Here is a 22,314-nt window from a genome sequence, read left to right as displayed (position 1 = left end):
CTGCGCGCAGTGACGCTCCGCACTCTGGACTCACTGGGCTCCCTCGCAGGCAAGCGCGTCGTCGTCCGCTGCGATCTGAACGTCCCCCTGAAGGACGGAATGATCACGGACGACGGTCGCGTGCGCGCGTCGGTGCCCACGCTCCAGCGTCTGGTCTCCGAGGGCGCCCGAGTCGTGGTCGTGAGCCACCTCGGGCGCCCCGAGGGGAAGCCCGAGGCGAAGTACAGCCTCGCTCCCGTCGCCGCCCGCCTCGGCGAGCTGCTCGACGCTCCGGTGGCCTTCGCCGAGGACACCGTCGGGGAGGCGGCCTCGGCCGCTGTCGACGCCCTCGAGGACGGCCAGGTCGTCGTCCTCGAGAACCTCCGGTTCAACGCCGGCGAGACGAGCAAGGACGAGGCCGAGCGCCGCACCTTCGCCGAGAAGCTGGCCGCCTACGGTGACGCCTTCGTCTCGGACGGGTTCGGCGTCGTGCACCGCAAGCAGGCGAGCGTCTACGAGCTCGCCGAGCTTCTCCCCAGCGCCGCCGGCACGCTGATCGCGGCCGAGCTCGAGGTGCTGGAGCGGCTCACCGAGAAGCCCGAGCGCCCCTACGCGGTCGTCCTCGGCGGCTCCAAGGTCTCGGACAAGCTCGGCGTGATCGAGCACCTGCTGCCGAAGGTCGACTCGATCCTCATCGGCGGCGGAATGCTCTTCACCTTCCTCAAGGCCCAGGGCCACGAGGTCGGCGCCAGCCTGCTGGAGGCCGACCAGGTCGACACCGTGCTCGGCTACCTCGCGAAGGCGAAGGAGCTGGGTGTGGAGATCGTCCTGCCGACGGACGTCGTCGTGGCGTCGGAGTTCGGCCCCGACGCCGAGCACCAGGTCGCCTCGGCCGACGCGATCGAGGGCACGCCCTTCGGTGAGAAGGGCCTCGGCCTGGACATCGGACCGGACACCGCCACGCACTTCGCCGAGATCATCGCGGCGTCCAGGACGGTGTTCTGGAACGGCCCCATGGGCGTCTTCGAGCTCGAGCCGTTCGCGGCGGGCACCAAGACCGTCGCGCAGGCGCTCACCGAGGTCGACGGTCTCAGCGTCGTCGGCGGAGGCGACTCCGCCGCGGCCGTCCGCGCCCTCGGGTTCCGCGACGACCAGTTCGGCCACATCTCGACGGGAGGCGGAGCGAGCCTCGAATTCCTCGAGGGCAAGCGCCTCCCCGGACTGGAGGTCCTCGGATGGTAGACACCGCCGCCCGCACCCCGCTCATCGCCGGCAACTGGAAGATGAACCTGGACCACCTCCAGGCCATCGCCTTCGTGCAGAAGCTGGCATGGAGCCTCAAGGACGCCGATCACGACTTCGACGGCGTCGAGGTCGCGGTGTTCCCGCCCTTCACGGACCTCCGGCCCGTGCAGATCCTCGTCGACTCGGACAAGCTGCCGCTCAAGTACGGCGCGCAGGACGTCTCGAAGTTCGACAGCGGCGCCTACACCGGTGAGATCTCGGGCCAGTTCTTGAAGCAGCTCGACTGCGACTACGTGATCGTCGGCCACTCGGAGCGTCGCACGCTCCACGGCGAGACGGACGCGGACATCGCCGCCAAGTCGGCTGCGGCCCTCCAGCACGGCGTCGCTCCGATCATCTGCGTCGGCGAGACCGCGGAGGACCTCGAGAAGCACGGCCCGTCGGCCGTGCCGGTCGCCCAGCTGAAGGAGGCCCTCACCGGCCTCCCCGCGGACGCCGACCTCGTCGTCGCCTATGAGCCGGTCTGGGCCATCGGCTCCGGACAGGCCGCGACGCCCGAGCAGGCCCAGCAGGTCTGCAAGGCGCTCCGCGGAGTCGTCGCCGACGTCCTCGGCGCCGACACCGCCGCGAAGACCCGCATCCTCTACGGCGGCTCCGTCAAGTCCGGCAACATCGCCGGCTTCATGCGCGAGCCCGACGTCGACGGAGCACTCGTCGGAGGCGCCAGCCTCCAGGTCGACGAGTTCGCGGCGATCGCGCGATTCCGGAACCACGTCGGGGTCTGAGCTGCTGCGACGAGAGGGCGGGCCCATCGGGCCCGCCCTTTCGTCGTCCACGCCGCTCCCTGCGGGGCGTGGCGCGGTCGGCTTCGCGACGGGGCGCGGTTCCGAGAGCGGGATGCGTTCGGCTACGTCGATCCGCTGGGACGCGGATTGCCTGTTCGCCTCGGAGATCCCACACCGGCATCACGCGTTGGCCGGTCCGGTGCCGTCGGCTCCTCGGGGGGTGCCCTCCGAGAGCGTGTCGCGTTCGGCTCGATCGATCCGAAAGTACGTGGATCACAGGCTCGCGGTCAAGCGACTGGAGAGGTTGTCGAGGGCACCTTGACGAGGCCACCCGCTCCGCCCCCTCGACGGACACTCGTATACATCGCCCCGAACACGGGACGACGCATTCCTCGCGGATTCGCAGGCGCCGTTATACTCGTCGGGGCGCGCAACGCGCCAGAACTTCGAAAGGTACCGCGTGGACATCCTCCAGGTCGTGCTCCAGGTCATCCTGGGCATCACGAGCCTCCTGCTCACCATGCTGATCCTGCTCCACAAGGGGCGCGGCGGCGGACTGTCCGACATGTTCGGGGGCGGAGTCACCTCCAACCTCGGCGCGTCGGGCGTCGCCGAGCGCAACCTGAACCGCATCACCGTGATCCTGGGCGTCGTCTGGCTGGCCTGCATCGTGGTGCTCGGACTCATCACCAAGTTCACCACCGGAGCATAGGGGTACTCGCAATGGCATCAGGCGGCAGTGCAATCCGCGGTTCGCGCGTCGGCGCAGGACCCATGGGCGAGCAGGACCGGGGCTTCCACGCGGAGCGCGTCGCGGTCTCCTACTGGGACGCTCTCGGCAACGAGACGGTGCGCCACTTCTCGGCGGCCCTCCCCGAGGACGAGATCCCCGAGGTGATCGACTCGCCGCAGTCCGGTCTCCCCGCGGGCCGCGACCGGGCGAACCCGCCGCAGGTCGCGAAGACCGAGCCCTACAAGACGCACCTCGCCTACGTGAAGGAGCGCCGCACCGAGGCCGAGGCGGCTCAGCTCCTCGAGGAGGCGCTGCAGCAGCTGCGCGCCCGACGAGGCACCGCGACCCCGTCCTGATCCTCACCGGACGACGAACGACGGAAGGCCCGCCCCCTCGGGGGACGGGCCTTCCGTCGTTTCCGGACCGTGCTCAGTAGCTCGGAGCGATGAGCGACTCGGGGACCTCGGCCGCTGCCTCCTGGTCGACGAAGAACACCGTGCGCTTGCGACCGAACGCGCCCGACGCGGGCACCTCGTTCGTGCTGGCACCCGCGAGCGCGAGGCCCAGGGCCGAGGCCTTGTCGGCGCCGGCGAGCACCATCCAGATGCGGTCCGACTGGTTGATCAGCGGCAGCGTGAGGGTGAGGCGCTCGGGCGGCGGCTTCGGAGAGTTGCGGACGGCGAGGACGCCGGGCGTCGTGGAGCGGATCGCGGAGCGCTCGGGGAACAGCGACGCGATGTGCCCGTCCGGCCCGACGCCGAGGAAGGTGATGTCGAAGCGCGGGTAGTCGCGCCCCTCGGAGGCGTGCTCGCGCAGCTCCGCGTCGTAGGCAGCAGCGGCGCCGTCGAGGTCCAGGCCCTCGTCCGAGGCCGGGTAGGAGTGCACGTTCGCCGCCGGCACATCGAGGACGCTGAAGAGGTCCCCGGCCTGGACGTCGTTGCGGTCCTCGTGGCCGCGGGGCACCCAGCGCTCGTCGCCCCACCAGAAGTGCACGCGCGACCAGTCCACGTTGCCGGCGGCGGAGGAGGAGCCGATCTCCTTGAGCGTGGCGGCTCCCATCGTCCCTCCGGTGAGCACGACGTTCGCCGAACCCAGGTCGTCGAGGACGTCGATCGTCTTGGTGAGGAACCGGGCGGCGACCGAGCCGGCGAGGGTCTGCTTGTCGCGGTGGACCAGCACGCGGCGTTCGGTGGTCATCTCAGGGGACTCCTTCGGGTTCGGGTGCCGATCGGCGGGGTTCGGCTCCGTGTCGGGAAGCTCTGAGGTGTGGGCGCCCTGGACGGGCGCCCACACCTCAGGAGGCGCTGCGGGCCTCGGCCTTCTCAGTGAGCATGTCGACCCCGCGCGAGATCACTTCACCGTACAGGTCATCCGGGTCGAGCCGGCGCAGCTCCTCCGCCAGGCAGTCCCGGAGGCTGCGGCGGGGGAGCGAGATGTCGTGGACCGGCTGATCGGGCTGCGTGAGCGTCGCGACGTTGGGCACCGAGCGCTCGAGCTCGATCACTCCGGAGTCGCGGATGAGCCGCACGCCGTGGATCCCGCTGGACCCGGTGGCGCTGATCGTGAGCTCGTGGTCGACGGGGATGTCGAGCTCGAGCTGCAGCCAGGCGGCGAGCAGGATCGTCGAGGGGGAGTCGGGCGCGCCCGAGACCTCGACGGCCGTGATCGGCTCGTAGGGCGGCTGGTCGAGCACGGCGGCGAGCTGCGCGCGCCAGAGGGTGAGGCGGGTCCAGGCGAAGTCGGTGTCGCCGGGGGCGTAGGTGGAGGCGAGGTGGTGCAGCGCCTCCGCCGGGTTCGACTGGGCCGACGCGTCGGTGATCCGCCGGGTGGCGATCCGGCCGATCGGGGACGCGGAGGCGTTGTCCGGAGCGCTGTTCGGCCACCAGGCCACGACGGGGGCGTCGGGGAGGAGCAGGCCCGTGACCAGGCTCTCCTCGTCCTCGGCCGCGTCTCCGTAGGGACGGAGCACGACGACCTCGCTCGCGCCGGCGTCGCCTCCGACCCGGATCTGCGCGTCGACCCGCGCCGTCGCGTCGACCGGGACCGTGGTGGTGCCGTCGTCCTTCGAGACCACGATGACGCGCATCGGGTGCTCGCGGGACGCGTCGTTCGCGGCTTCGATGGCCTCCTCCTCGTGACCCCGCGAGGTCGCGATGATGAGGGTGAGGACGCGGCCGAGGGCGACGGCGCCGCCCTCCTCGCGGATCTTGACGAGGGTCTTCGAGACCTCGCTCGTCGTGGTGTCGGGCAGATCGACGATCATGGACGCCTCCAGGTGCGGCCGTCGCGGGCGAGGAGCTCGTCGGCGGAATCGGGGCCCCAGGTTCCGGGGCGGTACTGCTCGGGCTGGCCCTGCGTGGCCCAGAACTCCTCGATCGGGTCGAGGATCTTCCAGGACAGCTCGACCTCCTCGTGCCGGGGGAAGAGCGGCGGCTCGCCCAGGAGGACGTCGAGGATGAGGCGCTCGTAGGCCTCGGGGCTCGCCTCGGTGAACGCGTGGCCGTAGCCGAAGTCCATCGTCACGTCGCGCACCTGCATGCCGGCGCCGGGCACCTTCGAGCCGAAGCGCATGGTGACGCCCTCGTCGGGCTGGACCCGGATGACGAGCGCGTTCTGGCCCAGCGACGTGGTCTGGCTCTCGGCGAAGAGCTGCTTCGGTGCCCGCTTGAACACGACCGCGATCTCGGTGACGCGGCGGCCGAGGCGCTTGCCGGCCCGCAGGTAGAACGGCACGCCGGCCCAGCGTCGGGTGCCGATGTCCAGGCGCATGGCGGCGTAGGTCTCGGTGGTCGAGGTGGGGCTCATGCCGTCCTCCTCGAGGAAGCCGAGCACCTTCTCGCCGCCCTGCCAGCCGCCGGCGTACTGTCCGCGGGCGGTAGAAGTGGAGAGGTCGGCGGGGAGGCGGACGGCCGCGAGGACCTTCTCCTTCTCCGCACGGAGGTCGGCCGCGTCGAACGAGATCGGCTCCTCCATGGCGGTCAGGGCGAGCAGCTGCAGCAGGTGGTTCTGGATGACGTCGCGCGCCGCTCCGATGCCGTCGTAGTAGCCCGCGCGCCCGCCCACGCCGATGTCCTCGGCCATGGTGATCTGCACGTGGTCGACGTAGTTCGAGTTCCAGAGCGGCTCGTACATCATGTTGGCGAAGCGCAGGGCCAGGATGTTCTGGACCGTCTCCTTGCCGAGGTAGTGGTCGATCCGGAAGACGGAGTCGGGCGGGAAGACCGACTCGACGACGTCGTTCAGCTCGCGGGCCGTCTTCAGGTCGCTGCCGAACGGCTTCTCGATGACGACGCGGCGCCACTGGCCGTCCTTCTGCTCGGCGAGGCCGGAGCTGCGCAGCTGCTCGGTGACCTGCGGGAAGGACTTCGGGGGGATCGAGAGGTAGAAGGCGAAGTTGCCGTTCGTGCCGCGCTCGCGGTCGAGGTCGTCGACGGTCGTCTTCAGGCGGGCGAACGCCTCGGGGTCGTCGAACTCGCCCTGCACGAACCGGATGCCCTGCGCGAGCTGCGCCCAGACCTCCTCGTGGAACTCGGTGCGGGCGTGCTTCTTCACGGAGTCGTGGACGACCTGCTCGAAGTCCTGGTCGTCCCAGTCGCGCCGGGCGAATCCGACGAGGGCGAAGCCGGGAGGCAGGAGGCCGCGGTTGGCGAGATCGTAGACCGCGGGCATGAGCTTCTTGCGGGAGAGGTCGCCGGTCACGCCGAAGATGACGAGGCCGCTGGGCCCGGCGATCCGGTTCAACCGGCGGTCGAAGCTCAACCTCAGCGGGTTGAACTCGGGGGTGATGTCCACAGACATGTGCAGTGTCCTTCTGTGTGCCGGTGGGACCGGCGCACTGCTATCGGTGAGGGAGGGGGAGGAGCGGGCGGGCCCGGCTGCTGCCCCGGGAAGTGGTCGCGGGACGACCGCGGGCACGCCGCCGCGCGCTCGAGAGCGCAGCGGCGGCGTGCCCGTCGGATCAGGTGTTGAGGGCCTCGAAGAGCGCCTCGAGGTCGGCCTCGGGGTCGGTCAGCGTGAGGGTCAGCACCGGCCGGCCGTGCTCGGCGAGCACGCTCGCGTCGCCGGCGGCCTGCGCCAGGATGAGCTGGCCGAAGGTGAACGGGCTGTCCGGGATCTCGAGGTCCACGTCGGAGCGCTCGGTGATCTGGAGGAACACGCCGGTCGGCGCCCCGCCCTTGTGGTACTGCCCGGTCGAGTGCAGGAAGCGCGGGCCCCACCCGAAGGTGACGGGGCGCTGGGCCTGCGCGGCGAGGAGGTCGCGCACGCCCTCGAGCTGCGGGAGCGCGAGGCGGTCGACGTACGCCTGGATCGAGACGTAGCCGCCGTCGCCCAGCTGCGCGAGGAGGCGGTCGACAGCGGCGGCGACGGTCGAGACGCCCTCGGTGACGCTGCTGCTGCCGGTGACCTCGATGCCCGCGTCGGTGAACGCGGGCGCCTCGGGCTCGGGGCGCTTCTCGAGCAAGGCCCGGGTCGCGACCTTCGCCGACTCGACGTCGGGCTGGTCGAACGGGTTGATGCCCAGGAGGCGACCCGCGACGGCGACGGCGTACTCCCACGTCAGCATCTGAGCGCCGAGCGAGCCGGAGAGGAGGATCTCGCCCTCGTGGCGGTCGCGCGGGAACAGGTGCAGCGCCGTGGCGTCCTCGACCAGGCGGACGACCTGCACGTCGGGCAGGTCCTCCGAGAGCTCGGGGGCCAGCGTGCCGAGGACGACGGGGAGGATGCCCGTGCCGTCCTTGCCGGTGGACTCGGCGATGAGCTGCTCCGCCCAGTCGGCGAAGCCGACGATGTCGGTCCCGTCGGCGACGATCGCGAGCTTGTCGCGGCGCGGGCTGGTCGCGGCGATCGCCGCTCCGAGGATCAGGCCCGGGTTCTCGGGGGAGTCCACGGCGAGCCCGAGGGAGGCCTCGGCCGCCTCGTCGAGGAGGGCCTCGATGTCGGCGCCGGCGAGCCCGGACGGCACGAGGCCGAACGCGGAGAGCGCCGAGAAGCGCCCGCCGATGTTCGGGTCGGCGTTGAACACGCGGTAGCCGGCCTCGCGGGAGGAGGTGTCCAGGGGCGAGCCCGGGTCGGTCACGATGACGATGCGGTCGAGCGGATCGATGCCCGCCTCCGTGAACGCCTTCTCGTAGGCCTTCTTCTGGCTCGCGGTCTCGACGGTCGAGCCGGACTTCGAGGAGATGACGACCGCGGTCGACGCGAGCCGGTCGTTCAGGGCGGCGAGCACCTGGCCGGGCGCCGTCGAGTCGAGCACGGTGAGCTCGACGCCGGCGGTGCGGGTGATGACCTCGGGCGCGAGGGAGGAGCCGCCCATGCCGCCGAGGACGATGTGGTCGACGCCCTTGGCCTGGAACTCCTCGCGCAGGGCGAGGATCTGGGGGATCAGGGGGCGGGAGACGGTGGTCGACTCGGTCCACCCGAGGCGCTTGGCCGCCTCCTCCTCCGACGCGGCGCCCCACAGGGTGGGGACCTGGGCGGTGATGCCGGACGCGACCTCGTCGGCGACGAGCTCCGGGACGACGCGGTCGACGGCCTTCTCGGCGTCTCCGCTGACGTGGATCTGGATGGCCATGATCAGGCCTGCGCCTTCGCGCCCTCGAGCGCCGCGGTGACGGTGTCGAGCAGCTCGTTCCAGGAGACGATGAACTTCTCCACGCCCTCCTTCTCGAGCAGCTCGGTGACGTCGGCGTACGAGACGCCCTGCGCCGCGACGGCGTCGAGGACTGCGTTCGCGTCGGCGTACGAGCCGGTGACGGTGTCACCGGTGATGACGCCGTGGTCGAAGGTCGCCTCGAGGGTCTTCTCGGGCATCGTGTTGACCACGCCGGCCGCGACGAGCTCGGTCACGTAGAGGGTGTCGGGGAGGTCGGTCGACTTGACGCCGGTCGAGGCCCAGAGGGGGCGCTGGCGGTTGGCGCCGGACTCCTGGAGCAGCAGCGCGCGCTCGGTGGCGAACGCCTCGACGAAGACCTCGTAGGCCAGCTGCGCGTTGGCGACGCCGGACTTGCTCTTGAGGGCGCGGGCCTCGTCGGTGCCGACGGCCTCGAGGCGCTTGTCGATCTCGGTGTCGACGCGCGAGACGAAGAACGAGGCGACGGAGTGGATGGTCGACAGGTCGATGCCGGCGTCCTTGGCCTTCTCGAGGCCGGCCAGGTACGCGTTGATGACGGCGCGGTAGCGGGCGAGCGAGAAGATCAGGGTGACGTTCACCGAGATGCCGGAGCCGATGACCTCCGTGATGGCCTCGAGGCCCTCGACGGTCGCGGGGATCTTGATCATCGCGTTGGGGCGGTCGACCTTGGCCCAGAGGGCCTTGGCCTGCTCGATGGTGCCCTGGGCGTCGTGCGCCAGGCCGGGCTCGACCTCGATCGACACGCGGCCGTCGTAGCCGTTGGTCGCGTCGTAGATCGGGCGGAAGATGTCGGACGCCGCGGCGACGTCGTCGGTGGTGATCTCGAAGACGGCGTCGGTCACCGAGGTGCCGGCGGAGGCGAGCTCGCGCACCTGGGCGTCGTAGGACTCGCCGTTGGTCAGGGCCGCGGCGAAGATCGTGGGGTTCGTGGTGACTCCGACGACGTTCTTCTCCTCGATGAGCTTCTGCAGCCCTCCGGTGGAGATGCGCGAGCGGGAGAGGTCGTCGAGCCAGATGCTGACGCCGGCGGCGGAGAGCTCTGCGGTGGGGGTGTTCTCGGTCATGTCTCTTCTTCTTCTGCGTAGGTGGTGCGTGGTGTGAGGGGGAGCCGCTGCTCCGACGGCGAAGGCCGCGTCCGTGGTGGACGCGGCCTTCGGGTCAGGAGGCTGCGAGCGACTCCTTGGCGGCGGACAGTGCCGCCTCGGTGGTGATCCCGAACTCGCGGAACAGGGTCTTGTAGTCGGCCGAGGCGCCGAAGTGCTCGATCGAGACGGAGCGGCCGGCGTCGCCGACGTACTTCTGCCAGCCCAGGCTCAGGCCGGCCTCGATCGAGACGCGCGCCTTCACCGAGGAGGGCAGGACCTTCTCGCGGTACTCGGCGTCCTGCTCCTCGAACCACTCGAGGGACGGAGCCGAGACGACGCGGGCGTTGACGCCCTCGCTCCTCAGGGCCTCGCGTGCCTCGACGGCGATCTGGACCTCGGAGCCGGTCGCGATGAAGATCACGTCCGGGGTGCCGCCCGGCGCCTCGGCCAGGATGTAGGCACCGCGGGCGACGTTCGCGGCGGAGGCGAAGGTCTCGCCCTCCGCGTCGCCCTCGCCGCGCTCGAACACCGGGATGTTCTGACGGGTGAGCGCGAGGCCGGCGGGGCCCTCGCGGCGCTCGAGGATGGTCTTCCAGGCGTAGGCGACCTCGTTCGCGTCACCGGGGCGGACGATGTCCAGGCCCGGGATCGCGCGGAGGGTCGACAGCTGCTCGACCGGCTGGTGCGTCGGGCCGTCCTCGCCGAGCGCCACGGAGTCGTGGGTCCAGACGTAGATGGCCGGCGCCTTCATGAGCGCGGCGAGACGGACCGCCGGGCGCATGTAGTCGGAGAAGATCAGGAAGGTGCCGCCGAAGGGACGGGTGTTGCCGTGCAGGACGATCCCGTTGAGGATCGCGCCCATGGCGTGCTCGCGGATGCCGAAGTGCAGCACGCGGCCGCCCTTCTTCCCGGTCCACTCGTGGGTCGAGAACTCCGTCGGGACGAAGGAGCCGGCTCCCTCGATCGTCGTGTTGTTCGACTCGGCGAGGTCGGCGGAGCCGCCCCACAGCTCGGGGATCACGCCGGCGAGGGCGTTGATGACCTTGCCGGACGCGGCGCGGGTCGAGACCTCCTTGCCGGGCTCGAAGACGGGGAGCGCCTCCTGGACGCCCTCGGGCAGCTCGCCCGAGAGGACCCGGTCGAGCAGCTCCTTCTTCTCGGGGTTCGCGGCCGCCCAGGCGGCGAGCTGCTCGTCCCACTCGGCGTGCTGGGCCTGGCCGCGCTCGACGGCCTTGCGGGTGTGCTCGATGACCTCGTCGGCGACGTCGAAGGTCTTCTCGGGGTCGAAGCCGAGCACCTCCTTGAGTCCGCGGATCTCGTCGGCGCCCAGGGCGGAGCCGTGGATCTTGCCGGTGTTCTGCTTCTTCGGCGACGGCCAGCCGATGATGGTGCGCAGGATGATGAGCGACGGCTTGTCGGTCTCGCCCTTCGCGGCCTCGATCGCGGCGTGCAGCTCGGCGACGTCCTCGTGGTACTCGCCGGTCTTCTTCCAGTCGACGACCTGGACCTGCCAGTCGTAGGCCTCGTAGCGCGCCTTGACGTCCTCGGTGAAGGCGATGTTGGTGTCGTCCTCGATCGAGATCTGGTTGGAGTCGTAGATGACGACCAGGTTGCCGAGCTTCTGGTGGCCGGCCAGCGAGGAGGCCTCGCTGGTGACGCCCTCCTGCAGGTCGCCGTCGCCGGCGATCACGTAGACGAAGTGGTCGAACGGGGAGGTGCCCGCGGCGGCCTCCGGGTCGAACAGGTCGCGCTCGAAGCGCGAGGCGTACGCGAAGCCCACGGCGGAGGCGAGGCCCTGGCCGAGCGGCCCGGTGGTGATCTCGACGCCGTCGGTGTGGCCGTACTCCGGGTGGCCCGGGGTCTTCGAGCCCCAGGTGCGCAGCGCCTTGAGGTCGTCGAGCTCGAGTCCGTAGCCGCCCAGGTAGAACTGGACGTACTGCGTCAGCGAGGAGTGGCCGACCGACAGGATGAACCGGTCGCGGCCGATCCAGGTCGCGTCGGACGGATCGCGGCGCATGACCTTCTGGAACAGGAGGTAGGCGGCGGGCGCGAGGCTCATGGCGGTTCCGGGATGGCCGTTGCCGACCTTCTCGACCGCATCCGCGGCGAGAACCCTCGCCGTGTCGACTGCCTTCTCGTCAATGGATTCCCATTGCAGTTCTGACACTTGGTACTGACCCTTCTCGAGACGTGGGGCAGACGGGGACCGTCCGCCCTCTCGCATGGTGGAGCACGCCGCATGACGACTTCGACACGATGCTCCGGCGACGGCCCTCTCGGCCCCGTGCCGACGATCGTCGGGCGGGCTCGGGTGCGTGCCGGGCGCTCTGGCGAGCAGTCCCGAGTATACGGAGGGGGGTGCGCCGCCGACCGGGGGTTGCGTGGTCGCATATGTCTGCGTCCGATTGGACAAGCGTGCACGCCGGGCCCGGCTCCCGGACGGGCGCATTACACTCGTTCGGGATCATCGAATCGTTAGAGGAGCAATGGACGCAGTCGTGGAGACCACCGCCGTCGAGCGGGACGGGGCGTCGCCGACGACCCTCTCGCGCAAGGTGAAGGCCTTCGTCGCTCTGACGAAGCCGCGCGTGATCGAGCTGCTCCTCGTGGTGACCGCTCCGACGATGATCCTGGCGCAGGGCGGGATCCCGAACCTGCTGCTGGTCCTCAACGTCCTGATCGGCGGCGCTCTGAGCGCCGGGTCCGCGGGCGCGTTCAACTGCTACTTCGACCGCGACATCGACCGGATCATGAACCGGACGAAGAACCGGCCGCTCGTGACCGGGGAGATCTCGGACCGGTCCGCGCTCGTCTTCGCGACCACGATCGGCGTCCTGTCGATCGTCTGGCTCGGCCTCACGGCCAACTGGCTCTCCGCGGGCCTCTCGCTCGCCGCGATCCTGATCTACGTCGTGTTCTACACGCTCTTCCTCAAGCGCCGGACGCCGCAGAACATCGTGTGGGGCGGCATCGCGGGCTGCATGCCGGTGCTGATCGGCTGGGCGGCGGTCACCGGCTCGCTCGACTGGGCCCCCGTCATCCTCTTCTCCGTCATCTTCCTCTGGACGCCGCCGCACTACTGGCCGTTGTCGATGAAGTACCGGGACGACTACCAGGCCGCCGGCGTGCCGATGCTGGCCGTCGTGCGCGGGCGCACGATCGTCGGGCTCCAGGTCATCCTCTACGCCTGGGCCACCGTCGCCTGCTCGCTCCTGCTGATCCCCGTCGCCGGAATGGGGGTGCTCTACACGGTGGTCGCGCTCGGCAGCGGAGTCTGGTTCATCGCCGAGACGCACCGCCTCTACAGCCTCGCGATCCGTCACGAGCACGTCTCGCCGATGCGGGTGTTCCACGGGTCCATCGGATACCTCACCCTGCTCTTCCTCGCCGTCGGCATCGACCCGCTGCTCCCCTTCTGATGGTGACGCCGTTCTCCTTGCTCGCCGAGCGGGTGACCCTGGGTCCGCGCGCACTGCGCTGGGGGACCACCGCGGCGCTCGTCGCGAGCATCCTGATCATCTTCTTCGGGGGCGTCGTCCGGCTGACCGGCTCTGGCCTCGGCTGCCCCACCTGGCCGGCGTGCGAGCCGGGCTCGCTCACCTCGACCCCCGAGCTCGGGATCCACGGCTTCATCGAGTTCACGAACCGCGCGTTCACCGGCGTCCTCGTGGTCGCGGTGGGCTGGGCGATCACGGCCGCGCGCCTGCAGAAGCCGCGCGACCGCACCATGACTCGGCTCGCCTGGTCGCAGTTCTGGCTCGTCGTCGCGAACGCCCTCGCGGGCGGCGCGACCGTCCACTCGGGCCTCAACCCGTACATCGTGGCCGGGCACTTCGTTCTCGCCATCGCCCTCCTCACCACCACCGCACTGACGTGGCACCGCGCCCACCGCTCGCAGTCCGTGGCCTTCGAGCCCGACCGCCCGACGCGGGCGCTCAGCATCGGGCTCGTCGGCCTGACGCTCCTCGTGATCCTCGTGGGGACCCTCGTGACGGGAACCGGCCCGCACGCCGGCGACTCCGCGGAGGTGCCCCGCATGCAGTTCCACTGGGAGAGCGTGACCGTCGTCCACGGCGTGCTCGGCACGGCGGTGCTCGTCGTGGGCGCCGCGCTGCTCCTGCGCCTGTCGCGGGCGGGCTCGGAGCTCGCCCGGCGGCGCGTGGTCGCCTTCCTCGTGGTCGTCGTGCTGCAGGCGCTGGTCGGGGTCGCGCAGTCGCTCACCGCGCTGCCCGAGACGCTCGTCGCGGTGCACCTCCTCGGCTCGGCGCTCATCTGGGTCGGCGCGGTCCGCGTGCTGCTCGACGTGAACCCGAGGCTGTTCACCGTGCGCGCCCAGCGCCGGGACGCCGCCCAGGAGCTCCAGCCCGCCGCCTGACCGCGGGCTCCGGCTCGGCGGAGAGCAGGTGCCGCCGGAGGCGCAGGAGCACGCGGGGGAGCGCCCGCAGCGGGAGGTCGGCCGCGATCGCGCGGGCGAGAGGGCCGAACGCCCGCGCGGGTCCGGTCGGCAGGCCGGCGCCCACGAGTGCGGTCACGAGTCGTGCGGGGATCGGGGTCGATGCGTCGTTCGTCATGGCGGAACCGAATCACGGACCACCGACACCGGTATGACCATGCGCGTCTGGAGGCACGTCACCGGTGCCCGGCCGACACTCAGGCGCGGAGGTTCCGCTGAACGGCGGACGCCGGTAGAATGAGAAGCTGGTCACGGTTCGACGCACCCTGCGCACGTGATCCGCACACGGCCCGATGGAGCGCCGACGCACACCTCCGGAATCCAGGGACGCACATCATCCGCTCCGCGCATCAGATCGATCGCGCGACCGGCCGGAGAGCACCCGCGGGCCACCCCCGGGGGAATGACTCCGGGACCCGACCGGTTAGCAGTGGGTAGGAAACGAGGTACACATGTCAGACATCCTGATCGACCGCCCCGAGCTCGAGAGCCTGGGCGTCTACGAGTTCGGCTGGTCCGACTCTGACTCCGCCGGAGCCTCCGCGCGACGCGGCATCTCGCCCGAGGTCGTCTCCGACATCTCCGCGCTCAAGAACGAGCCCGCCTGGATGCGCGACCGCCGCATGAAGGCCCTGAAGCTCTTCGAGCGCAAGCCCATGCCGACGTGGGGCGCCGACCTGTCGGACATCGACTTCGACAACATCAAGTACTTCGTCCGCTCCACCGAGAAGCAGGCGCAGACCTGGGACGACCTCCCGGACGACATCAAGAACACGTACGAGAAGCTCGGCATCCCGGAGGCGGAGCGCCAGCGCCTCGTCGGCGGCGTCGCGGCCCAATACGAGTCCGAGGTCGTCTACCACCAGATCCGCGAGGACCTGGAGGAGCAGGGCGTCATCTTCATGGACACCGACACGGCGCTGCGCGAGCACCCCGAGATCTTCGAGGAGTACTTCGGCACCGTCATCCCCGCGGGCGACAACAAGTTCGCGGCGCTGAACACCGCGGTCTGGTCCGGCGGCTCCTTCGTGTACGTCCCCAAGGGCGTCCACGTCGACATCCCGCTGCAGGCCTACTTCCGGATCAACACCGAGAACATGGGCCAGTTCGAGCGGACCCTGATCATCGCGGACGAGGACAGCTACGTCCACTACATCGAGGGCTGCACGGCTCCGATCTACAAGTCGGACTCGCTGCACTCGGCCGTGGTCGAGATCATCGTGAAGAAGAACGCCCGCGTGCGCTACACGACGATCCAGAACTGGTCGAACAACGTCTACAACCTCGTCACCAAGCGCGCGATCGCGCACGAGGGCGCGACGATGGAGTGGATCGACGGCAACATCGGCTCCAAGGTCACGATGAAGTACCCGTCGATCTTCCTGGTCGGCGAGCACGCCAAGGGCGAGACCCTCTCCGTCGCGTTCGCGGGCCCCGGCCAGCACCAGGACGCCGGCGCGAAGATGGTCCACATGGCGCCGTACACGCAGTCGTCGATCGTCTCGAAGTCGATCGCCCGCGGCGGCGGTCGCGCGGGATACCGCGGCGAGGTCCGGGTGGACGCGAACGCGCACCACTCGGCGAACACCGTGCGCTGCGACGCCCTCCTGGTCGACACCATCTCGCGCTCCGACACCTACCCGGCGATCGACATCCGCGTCGACGACGTGCAGCTCGGCCACGAGGCGACGGTGTCGAAGGTCAGCGAGGAGCAGCTCTTCTACCTGATGTCGCGCGGCCTGCCGGAGGACGAGGCCATGGCCATGATCGTCCGCGGCTTCATCGAGCCGATCGCGCGCGAGCTGCCCATGGAGTACGCCCTCGAGCTGAACAAGCTCATCGAGATGGGGATGGAGGGCAGCGTCGGTTGACGCCCGCCTCCCCCCTCGAAGGGGCGCCCGGACGGGGCGCCCCGCACCCATCGAAAGGAACCACCGCCAGATGACGGTCCCCACGAGCGCCGCGACCCCCGAGATCGACGGCGCGGCCGCCGCTGAGCGCCTGGGCATCAGCGCCCACTCCGACGGGGCGTTCACGCCCGTGCAGACGCGCTCCGAGCGCTTCGCGTCGGTCGACGTCGAGGCCTTCGAGGCCGTCACCGGCCGCGAGATCGCCTGGAAGCTGACGCCCGTCGCCCGCCTGGGCGATCTCATCGACGGCGTGCTCGACGGCTCGCCCGCCCCCCTCGAGCACACGCCGGTGGACGGTGTCGACGTCTCGTGGGTCGGCCGCGACGACCAGCGGATCGGCACTGCCGGCCTCCCCGAGGACCGCGCCGCCGCGAACGCCTGGTCGAGCTTCGAGAAGGCCCTCGCCGTCCGCGTGACGGGCGAGGACGAGAAGGTCGCCACCCTCGTCCGCTCGGGCCTCGGCTCCGCACCCCGCGCCGCGCACACGATCATCGAGGCGGCGCCCTACGCCCGCGCCGTCGTCGTGCTGCAGAACGAGGGGCAGGCCTCCCTCGCGGAGAACGTGGAGATCCTCGTCGGCGAGGGCGCGCAGCTCACCGTCGTCACCGTGCAGGAGTGGGCGGACGACGCCCGGCACCTGGCCAACCACTTCGTGCGGGTCGGACGCGACGCGAAGGTGAAGCACATCGTGGTCACCCTCGGCGGCTCCATCGTCCGGGTGAACCCCTCGGCGCACCTCGTCGAGCGTGGAGCGGACGGCGAGCTCTTCGGCCTGTACTTCGCCGACGGCGGCCAGCACCTCGAGCAGCAGGTGTACGTCGACCACGACGCCCCCGACACCCGCAGCCGCGTGACCTACAAGGGCGCGCTGCAGGGCGAGGGCGCGCGCACCGTCTGGATCGGCGACGTCCTGATCCGCAACAGCGCCACCGGCACCGACAGCTACGAGCAGAACCGCAACCTCGTCCTCTCGGACGGCACGCGCGCCGACTCCATCCCGAACCTCGAGATCGAGACCGGTGACATCGCCGGAGCGGGGCACGCCTCGGCGACCGGCCGCTTCGACGACGAGCAGCTCTTCTACCTGCAGTCCCGCGGGATCCGCGAGGACGAGGCACGACGCCTGGTCGTGCGCGGGTTCCTCAGCGAGATCGTGCAGCAGATCAAGGTCACCGAGCTCGAGGACCGCCTGCAGCTCGCGATCGAGGCGGAGCTCGCCGGCAGCGCAGGCCAGACCGGCTCCTCCCGCGGAGCGGCGGTCACCGCATGAGCAACGCCGCGATGATCTGCTCGGTCTCCGAGCTGATCCCCAACCAGGCCATGCGGGTCGAGGTCGACGGAGTCGCGATCGCGGTCGTGCAGGACTCCGCCGGCGAGATCCACGCCATCGGCGACACCTGCACCCACGGCGAGATCTCGCTCTCCGAGGGCTTCGTCGAGGGCGACAGCCTCGAGTGCTGGGCGCACGGCTCCCAGTTCTCCCTCCGCACCGGCACCCCGCTGAACCTCCCGGCCTACGAGCCGGTCCCCGTCTTCGTCGTCGAGATCATCGACGGCGACGTCTACATCGACCCGACCGTCACGAAGGAAGTCTGAATGTCCGTTCTCCAGATCAGCGATCTCCACGTCAGTGTCGAGACCGAGCAGGGGACCAAGCAGATCCTCCGCGGTGTCGATCTCACCATCAACCAGGGTGAGATCCACGCGATCATGGGCCCCAACGGGTCCGGCAAGTCCACCCTCGCGTACACGATCGCGGGACACCCCAAGTACCACGTCGACGGCGGCTCGATCACCCTCGACGGCGTCGAGGTCCTCGACATGTCCGTCGACGAGCGCGCCCGCGCGGGCCTCTTCCTCGCCATGCAGTACCCGGTCGAGATCCCCGGTGTGACCAACACCAACTTCCTCCGCACCGCCAAGACCGCGATCGCCGGCGAGGCGCCCGCGATCCGCACGTGGACGAAGGACGTCAAGTCGGCGATGGCGAACCTCCGCATGGACTCGTCCTTCGCGGCGCGCAACGTCAACGAGGGCTTCTCGGGCGGCGAGAAGAAGCGCAACGAGATCCTCCAGCTCGAGCTGCTCGCCCCGCAGTTCGCCGTCCTCGACGAGACCGACTCCGGCCTCGACGTCGACGCGCTCAAGATCGTGTCGGAGGGCGTCAACCGCGCCCACCAGAGCACCGGTCTCGGCGTGCTGCTGATCACGCACTACACGCGGATCCTGCGCTACATCCAGCCCGACTTCGTCCACGTCTTCGTCGCCGGCCGCGTCGCCGAGCAGGGCGGCAAGGAGCTCGCCACCCGGCTCGAGGACGAGGGCTACGACCGCTTCCTGACCTCGGCGACGGTCTGATCATGGCGGTCACCACTCTCGAGCCGAAGCTCTTCGACCAGGTCGAGGAAGCCCTCAAGGACGTCATGGACCCCGAGCTCGGGGTCAACGTGGTCGACCTGGGACTCATCTACGACCTGGGCTGGGACGACGAGAACGACGCCCTCGTCATCCATATGACCCTCACCTCGGCGGGCTGCCCGCTGACCGACGTGCTCGAGGAGCAGACCGCCGAGTCGCTCGACGGCATCGTCGAGGCGTTCCGGATCAACTGGGTCTGGATGCCGCCGTGGGGTCCCGACCGGATCACCGAGGACGGGCGCGACATGATGCGCGCACTCGGCTTCTCGATCTAGCCGCTGCACACCGACGCCGAAGGGCCGGGAGGAGTCGTCCTCCCGGCCCTTCGGCGTCTCTGTCGTCTCCAGCCGGTCGCAGTCCGTCGCGGAGTCGGAACGGCCGGACGGGTCGACTCCGGCGTCGAGGGCCGTCGTCGTCCCCGCCGGTCGAGTCGGTGGAGTCTCCACCGAGGTCAAGTAGGAGGACCGGGCGGCTCGACCTCTGCCGGACGCCGAAGGGCCGGGAGGAATCGTCCTCCCGGCCCTTCGGCGTCCGTGCGACCGCTCAGCGCGAGCGGCGCGAGAGCATCGCCCAGGTGGTGGGGAGCAGCGCGGCGGCGACCAGCGCCTTGAGCGCGTCGCCGACCAGGAAGGGCACGAGTCCCGCGGAGAGGACGGAGTCGAGGTCGGCGGGCAGCCCCAGCGAGGCGAGGGCGGCGGCCAGCCAGGGCAGACCGACGAGGTAGATGGTGGCGGTGCCGGCGAGGAAGGTCACCAGCGTGCCGAGGACGCGACGGTCCCACTGCCGCTGGGCGAGCCACCCGGTGACGATCGACGCGAGGACGAAGCCGACGATGTAGCCGCCGGTGGGACCCGCGAGGACCGCCCAGCCGTGCGAGCCCTCGGTGAAGACCGGGGCGCCGAGAGCGCCGACGAGCGCGTACACGAGCATGGACAGCGCGCCGCGGAGTGCGCCGAGTGTCGTGCCGACCAGAAGGACCGCGAAGGTCTGGCCCGTGAAGGGGACCGGCCACATCGGGATGAACAGCTGCGCCATCGCCGCGGTGAGACCCGCACCCGCGAGCACCAGCAGGGCGTCGGTCGCGACGGAGCGGGTGACGAGCCGGTCGGCGAGGACCGGGCGCGGGAGGGCGGAAGAGGAAGGGGACATGGGTGATCTCCGAGAGTCCTGGTCGCCCGAGAGCGAGGAGCGAGCGCGTCCGCGGTGAGCGGACGTGGATCCGCCCCGCGGCTCAGGAAATATACTAGGGGGCTGCCGCATCGCGGCCCCTTGCCCCACTCCTCCCGAACCGAACGCCATTTCTTGGCGGGAACGGACAGCACTGTGCTCAGCGTGCACGACCTCGAACTCCGAGTCGGCGCCCGACTCCTGATGGAGAACGTCTCCTTCCGGGTGGGCGACGGCGACAAGGTCGGCCTCGTCGGCCGCAACGGGGCGGGGAAGACGACGCTGACCAAGGTCCTCGCGGGCGACCTCATCGCCTCGAAGGGCACGGTCGACCGCGGCGGCGAGATCGGCTACCTCCCTCAGGACCCGCGCTCCGGCGACCCGGAGGAGCTCGCGCGCACCCGCATCCTCGACGCCCGCGGGCTGGGGCAGCTGGTGCTCGGCATGCAGGAGGCGACGGTCGCGATGTCGAGCAGCGACACCTCCGTGAGCGAGGCCGGCATGAAGAAGTACGGCAACCTCACGGATCGCTTCCTCTCCCTGGGCGGATACGCGGCTGAGGCGGAGGCCGCGTCGATCGCGAGCAACCTCAACCTCCCCGACCGGATCCTCGACCAGCCGCTCAAGACGCTCTCCGGTGGCCAGCGGCGCCGCATCGAGCTCGCGCGCATCCTCTTCTCCGACGCGAGCACGCTGATCCTCGACGAGCCGACGAACCACCTCGACGCCGACTCCGTCGTCTGGCTCCGCGAGTTCCTCAAGAACTACCGCGGCGGCTTCATCGTGATCAGCCACGACATCGAGCTGGTCGGCGAGACCGTGAACCGCGTCTTCTACCTCGACGCCAACCGCCAGGTCATCGACGTCTACAACATGAACTGGAAGAACTACCAGCGCCAGCGCGCCGCCGACGAGGAGCGCCGCAAGAAGGAGCGGGTCAACGTCGAGAAGAAGGCCGGCGCCCTCCAGCTGCAGGCCGCCAAGTTCGGCGCGAAGGCCTCGAAGGCCGCAGCGGCGCACCAGATGGTCGCGCGTGCCGAGCGCATGCTCAGCGGGCTCGAGGAGGTCCGCGCGGTCGACCGCGTCGCGAAGCTCCGGTTCCCGACCCCGTCCGCCTGCGGTCGCACCCCTCTGCAGGCTCAGAACCTGTCGAAGAGCTACGGCTCGCTCGAGATCTTCACCGCCGTCGACCTCGCGATCGACCGCGGCTCCAAGGTCGTCATCCTGGGGCTCAACGGAGCGGGCAAGACGACGCTCCTGCGCATCCTGGGCGGCGTCGACCAGCCCGACACCGGAGTGATCGAGGCCGGGCACGGCCTCCGGATCGGCTACTACGCGCAGGAGCACGAGACGATCGACGTCAAGCGCTCGGTGCTCGAGAACATGGTCTCCTCCAGCCCGAACCTCACCGAGACCGAGGCGCGCCGGGTCCTGGGCTCGTTCCTGTTCACCGGGGACGACTCGCACAAGCCGGCGGGGGTCCTCTCCGGCGGGGAGAAGACCCGTCTCGCCCTGGCGATGATCGTGGTCTCGGGCGCGAACGTTCTCCTGCTCGACGAGCCCACCAACAACCTCGACCCCGCGAGCCGCGAGGAGATCCTCGACGCGCTCGCGCACTACGAGGGCGCGGTCGTCCTGGTCAGCCACGACGAGGGAGCCGTCGAGGCGCTGAACCCCGAGCGCGTCCTGATCATGCCGGAGGGCACCGAGGACCACTGGGCGGCCGACTACCTCGACCTGATCACGCTCGCCTAGCGGGCGTCGAGCAGCTCGTCCTCGACCTCGGAGTCGCTGCGGCCGCGGCGTCGGCGGCGCTCCTCGCGCCGCTCCTCGGCCGCCACGACCTCGGGGTCGTCGGCGTTGCGGATGCGGTACTCGTGGCGGATCGCCCAGCCGAGCCCGCCGAAGCCCATGACGGCGAACAGCACCCACTGGACGGCGTAGCTGATGTGCAGGCCCTCGTCGGCGACCGGCTTGATCGCGGCCAGCGGGGGAGCGTCGACCGGCGCCGGCGCCTCTGCGACCAGCAGGCCGTACGCCGAGGTCCGCAGGGGCTCGTCCAGCTGCGCCGACAGGTCATCGAGCTGGATCGTGGCGATCTGGCCGGCCGGTGCGGAGCGTCCGTCGATCCGTCCCTCCGCGGGCTTCAGGCGGGCGACGACGGTCACCTCCCCCTCGGGCGGCGCGGGGATCGCGTCGGGGGAGTCCTGGGTCGAGCCGACGGGGACCCAGCCGCGGTCGACGACGAACACGCTGCCGTCGTCGAGCCGCAGCGGCGTCAGGATCTCGAAGCCGGGGTTGCCGTTGTAGGGCCGGTTGCGGACGAGGATCTGCCCCTGCGTCTCGTAGACGCCGGTGATCTCGACCGGGCGGTACTCGAGGGCGTCGTCCCACGTGGAGTCGGCGGGGAGCAGCCCGTCGAGCGCCACCGGGTCGGCGGTCCAGTTCGCCGTGACCAGCCGGTTGGTCGAGGCGGCCTGGTCGAGCCGCGCGACCTGCCAGCGCGAGAGCAGCACGCAGGCGACGGCGAAGACGATCGCGAGAGCGAGGTAGCCGAACCAGCGTCGCGAGAAGACGAAGCGCCAGGAGGGACGGGGCGCGTCGCCGCTCATCGTTCCGCTCCGCGATCGACCGTGTAGAGCGGCTTCACCTCGAGCGGGAAGTCGCGGGCGAGGAGGAACTCGCGCAGGAACTCCAGGTGCTCGCCGCAGGCCAGCCAGGTCTTCCGACGGTCCTCCGCGTGGATCCTCGGGTTCCGCCACTCGATCGCGAACGTCGCCGTCCGCGGGCAGCCCGCTCGGGAGCAGGCGTGCGCGTCGGGGACCCGGCCGAGCGGGATCACGGCCGGTCTCCCCGCGGGTCGCCGCCCTCGGGGCCGGTCGGCGCCTCGGAGTCGGGGGCGGGGGC

General features: G+C 70.5%; 21 protein-coding genes. 12 read left to right on the top strand and 9 right to left on the bottom strand.

Annotated features, from left to right (window positions below):
• Positions 1 to 9: 9 nt before the first annotated feature.
• The 4 genes from C5C39_RS08390 (at position 10) to C5C39_RS08375 (ending at position 3,098) form a co-directional block, all read left to right on the top strand.
• Positions 10 to 1,221: a phosphoglycerate kinase gene (locus C5C39_RS08390; protein WP_104353122.1), complete on the top strand. Its 1,212-nt coding sequence runs from the start codon at positions 10 to 12 to the stop codon at positions 1,219 to 1,221.
• Entirely contained in the window at positions 1,215 to 2,009 is a 795-nt protein-coding gene (gene tpiA, locus C5C39_RS08385) for a triose-phosphate isomerase (RefSeq protein WP_104237487.1), read from the top strand. The genes C5C39_RS08390 and tpiA overlap by 7 nt, the downstream gene beginning before the upstream one ends.
• Before the next feature lie 460 nt (positions 2,010 to 2,469).
• Complete coding sequence (secG, locus tag C5C39_RS08380) at positions 2,470 to 2,721, top strand: preprotein translocase subunit SecG (RefSeq protein WP_104221915.1); 252 nt, start codon at positions 2,470 to 2,472, stop codon at positions 2,719 to 2,721.
• Between the two features lie 11 nt (positions 2,722 to 2,732).
• Positions 2,733 to 3,098 carry an RNA polymerase-binding protein RbpA gene (locus C5C39_RS08375; RefSeq protein WP_055791968.1) on the top strand — a complete coding sequence of 122 codons (366 nt, stop codon included), beginning with the start codon at positions 2,733 to 2,735 and terminating at the stop codon, positions 3,096 to 3,098.
• A gap of 73 nt (positions 3,099 to 3,171) precedes the next feature.
• Here the strand turns inward: C5C39_RS08375 and pgl are convergent, their stop codons facing one another.
• The 6 genes from pgl to tkt all read right to left on the bottom strand — a co-directional run bounded on the left by pgl (position 3,172) and on the right by tkt (position 11,626).
• Entirely contained in the window at positions 3,172 to 3,939 is a 768-nt protein-coding gene (pgl, locus tag C5C39_RS08370) for a 6-phosphogluconolactonase (protein WP_104221917.1), read from the bottom strand.
• Between the two features lie 97 nt (positions 3,940 to 4,036).
• Positions 4,037 to 5,005: a glucose-6-phosphate dehydrogenase assembly protein OpcA gene (locus C5C39_RS08365; protein ID WP_104232638.1), complete on the bottom strand. Its 969-nt coding sequence runs from the start codon at positions 5,003 to 5,005 to the stop codon at positions 4,037 to 4,039.
• Positions 5,002 to 6,540 carry a glucose-6-phosphate dehydrogenase gene (zwf, locus tag C5C39_RS08360; protein WP_104225293.1) on the bottom strand — a complete coding sequence of 513 codons (1,539 nt, stop codon included), beginning with the start codon at positions 6,538 to 6,540 and terminating at the stop codon, positions 5,002 to 5,004. The genes C5C39_RS08365 and zwf overlap by 4 nt, the downstream gene beginning before the upstream one ends.
• A 160-nt stretch (positions 6,541 to 6,700) precedes the next feature.
• Positions 6,701 to 8,314 carry a glucose-6-phosphate isomerase gene (locus tag C5C39_RS08355; RefSeq protein ID WP_104353121.1) on the bottom strand — a complete coding sequence of 538 codons (1,614 nt, stop codon included), beginning with the start codon at positions 8,312 to 8,314 and terminating at the stop codon, positions 6,701 to 6,703.
• Positions 8,315 to 8,316: 2 nt separating this feature from the next.
• Complete coding sequence (gene tal / locus C5C39_RS08350) at positions 8,317 to 9,438, bottom strand: transaldolase (RefSeq protein WP_104221924.1); 1,122 nt, start codon at positions 9,436 to 9,438, stop codon at positions 8,317 to 8,319.
• Between the two features lie 94 nt (positions 9,439 to 9,532).
• Entirely contained in the window at positions 9,533 to 11,626 is a 2,094-nt protein-coding gene (tkt, locus tag C5C39_RS08345; protein ID WP_104353120.1) for a transketolase, read from the bottom strand.
• A 319-nt stretch (positions 11,627 to 11,945) separates the two neighbouring features.
• Here tkt and C5C39_RS08340 point away from each other — a divergent pair, with 319 nt between their 5' ends.
• The 7 genes from C5C39_RS08340 (at position 11,946) to C5C39_RS08310 (ending at position 18,515) form a co-directional block, all read left to right on the top strand.
• On the top strand, positions 11,946 to 12,878 hold the full coding sequence (locus C5C39_RS08340; protein WP_104232635.1) for a heme o synthase: 933 nt from the start codon (positions 11,946 to 11,948) through the stop codon (positions 12,876 to 12,878).
• Positions 12,878 to 13,834, top strand: a complete 957-nt coding sequence (locus tag C5C39_RS08335; protein WP_104353119.1) for a heme A synthase — start codon at positions 12,878 to 12,880, stop codon at positions 13,832 to 13,834. The genes C5C39_RS08340 and C5C39_RS08335 overlap by 1 nt, the downstream gene beginning before the upstream one ends.
• A gap of 530 nt (positions 13,835 to 14,364) precedes the next feature.
• Positions 14,365 to 15,783, top strand: coding sequence for a Fe-S cluster assembly protein SufB (gene sufB / locus C5C39_RS08330; RefSeq protein ID WP_104221933.1), 1,419 nt, complete (start codon positions 14,365 to 14,367; stop codon positions 15,781 to 15,783).
• 70 nt (positions 15,784 to 15,853) lie between these two features.
• Positions 15,854 to 17,092 (top strand): Fe-S cluster assembly protein SufD, encoded by a 1,239-nt coding sequence (gene sufD, locus C5C39_RS08325; RefSeq protein ID WP_104353118.1) that lies wholly within the window; start codon positions 15,854 to 15,856, stop codon positions 17,090 to 17,092.
• Positions 17,089 to 17,418 (top strand): non-heme iron oxygenase ferredoxin subunit, encoded by a 330-nt coding sequence (locus tag C5C39_RS08320; RefSeq protein WP_077222834.1) that lies wholly within the window; start codon positions 17,089 to 17,091, stop codon positions 17,416 to 17,418. Before sufD ends, C5C39_RS08320 begins: the two co-directional genes overlap by 4 nt.
• Entirely contained in the window at positions 17,419 to 18,180 is a 762-nt protein-coding gene (gene sufC / locus C5C39_RS08315; protein WP_104221937.1) for a Fe-S cluster assembly ATPase SufC, read from the top strand.
• A 2-nt stretch (positions 18,181 to 18,182) separates the two neighbouring features.
• Positions 18,183 to 18,515: a metal-sulfur cluster assembly factor gene (locus tag C5C39_RS08310; RefSeq protein ID WP_104221939.1), complete on the top strand. Its 333-nt coding sequence runs from the start codon at positions 18,183 to 18,185 to the stop codon at positions 18,513 to 18,515.
• 268 nt (positions 18,516 to 18,783) lie between these two features.
• On the opposite strand, the gene C5C39_RS08305 is transcribed toward C5C39_RS08310, so the two are convergent.
• Positions 18,784 to 19,389, bottom strand: a complete 606-nt coding sequence (locus tag C5C39_RS08305; protein WP_104353117.1) for a biotin transporter BioY — start codon at positions 19,387 to 19,389, stop codon at positions 18,784 to 18,786.
• A 174-nt stretch (positions 19,390 to 19,563) separates the two neighbouring features.
• Here C5C39_RS08305 and C5C39_RS08300 point away from each other — a divergent pair, with 174 nt between their 5' ends.
• The gene (locus C5C39_RS08300; protein ID WP_104221943.1) at positions 19,564 to 21,162 is read left to right on the top strand and encodes an ABC-F family ATP-binding cassette domain-containing protein; all 1,599 of its coding nucleotides are present in this window, start codon (positions 19,564 to 19,566) and stop codon (positions 21,160 to 21,162) included.
• Here the strand turns inward: C5C39_RS08300 and C5C39_RS08295 are convergent.
• Positions 21,159 to 22,019: an SURF1 family protein gene (locus tag C5C39_RS08295; RefSeq protein WP_104353116.1), complete on the bottom strand. Its 861-nt coding sequence runs from the start codon at positions 22,017 to 22,019 to the stop codon at positions 21,159 to 21,161. The two genes, C5C39_RS08300 and C5C39_RS08295, sit on opposite strands and share 4 nt — an antisense overlap.
• A complete protein-coding gene (locus C5C39_RS08290) occupies positions 22,016 to 22,249 on the bottom strand; it encodes a hypothetical protein (protein WP_104225286.1) in 234 nt (77 codons plus the stop codon). The genes C5C39_RS08295 and C5C39_RS08290 overlap by 4 nt, the downstream gene beginning before the upstream one ends.
• Positions 22,250 to 22,314: the final 65 nt, after the last annotated feature.

The sequence above is a fragment of the Rathayibacter sp. AY1F3 genome (genome assembly GCF_002931975.1).
In the GTDB taxonomy this organism is placed as follows: domain Bacteria; phylum Actinomycetota; class Actinomycetes; order Actinomycetales; family Microbacteriaceae; genus Rathayibacter.
Note: the sequence above shows the minus strand (reverse complement) of the source record. Positions and strands in the feature narration are given on the sequence as shown.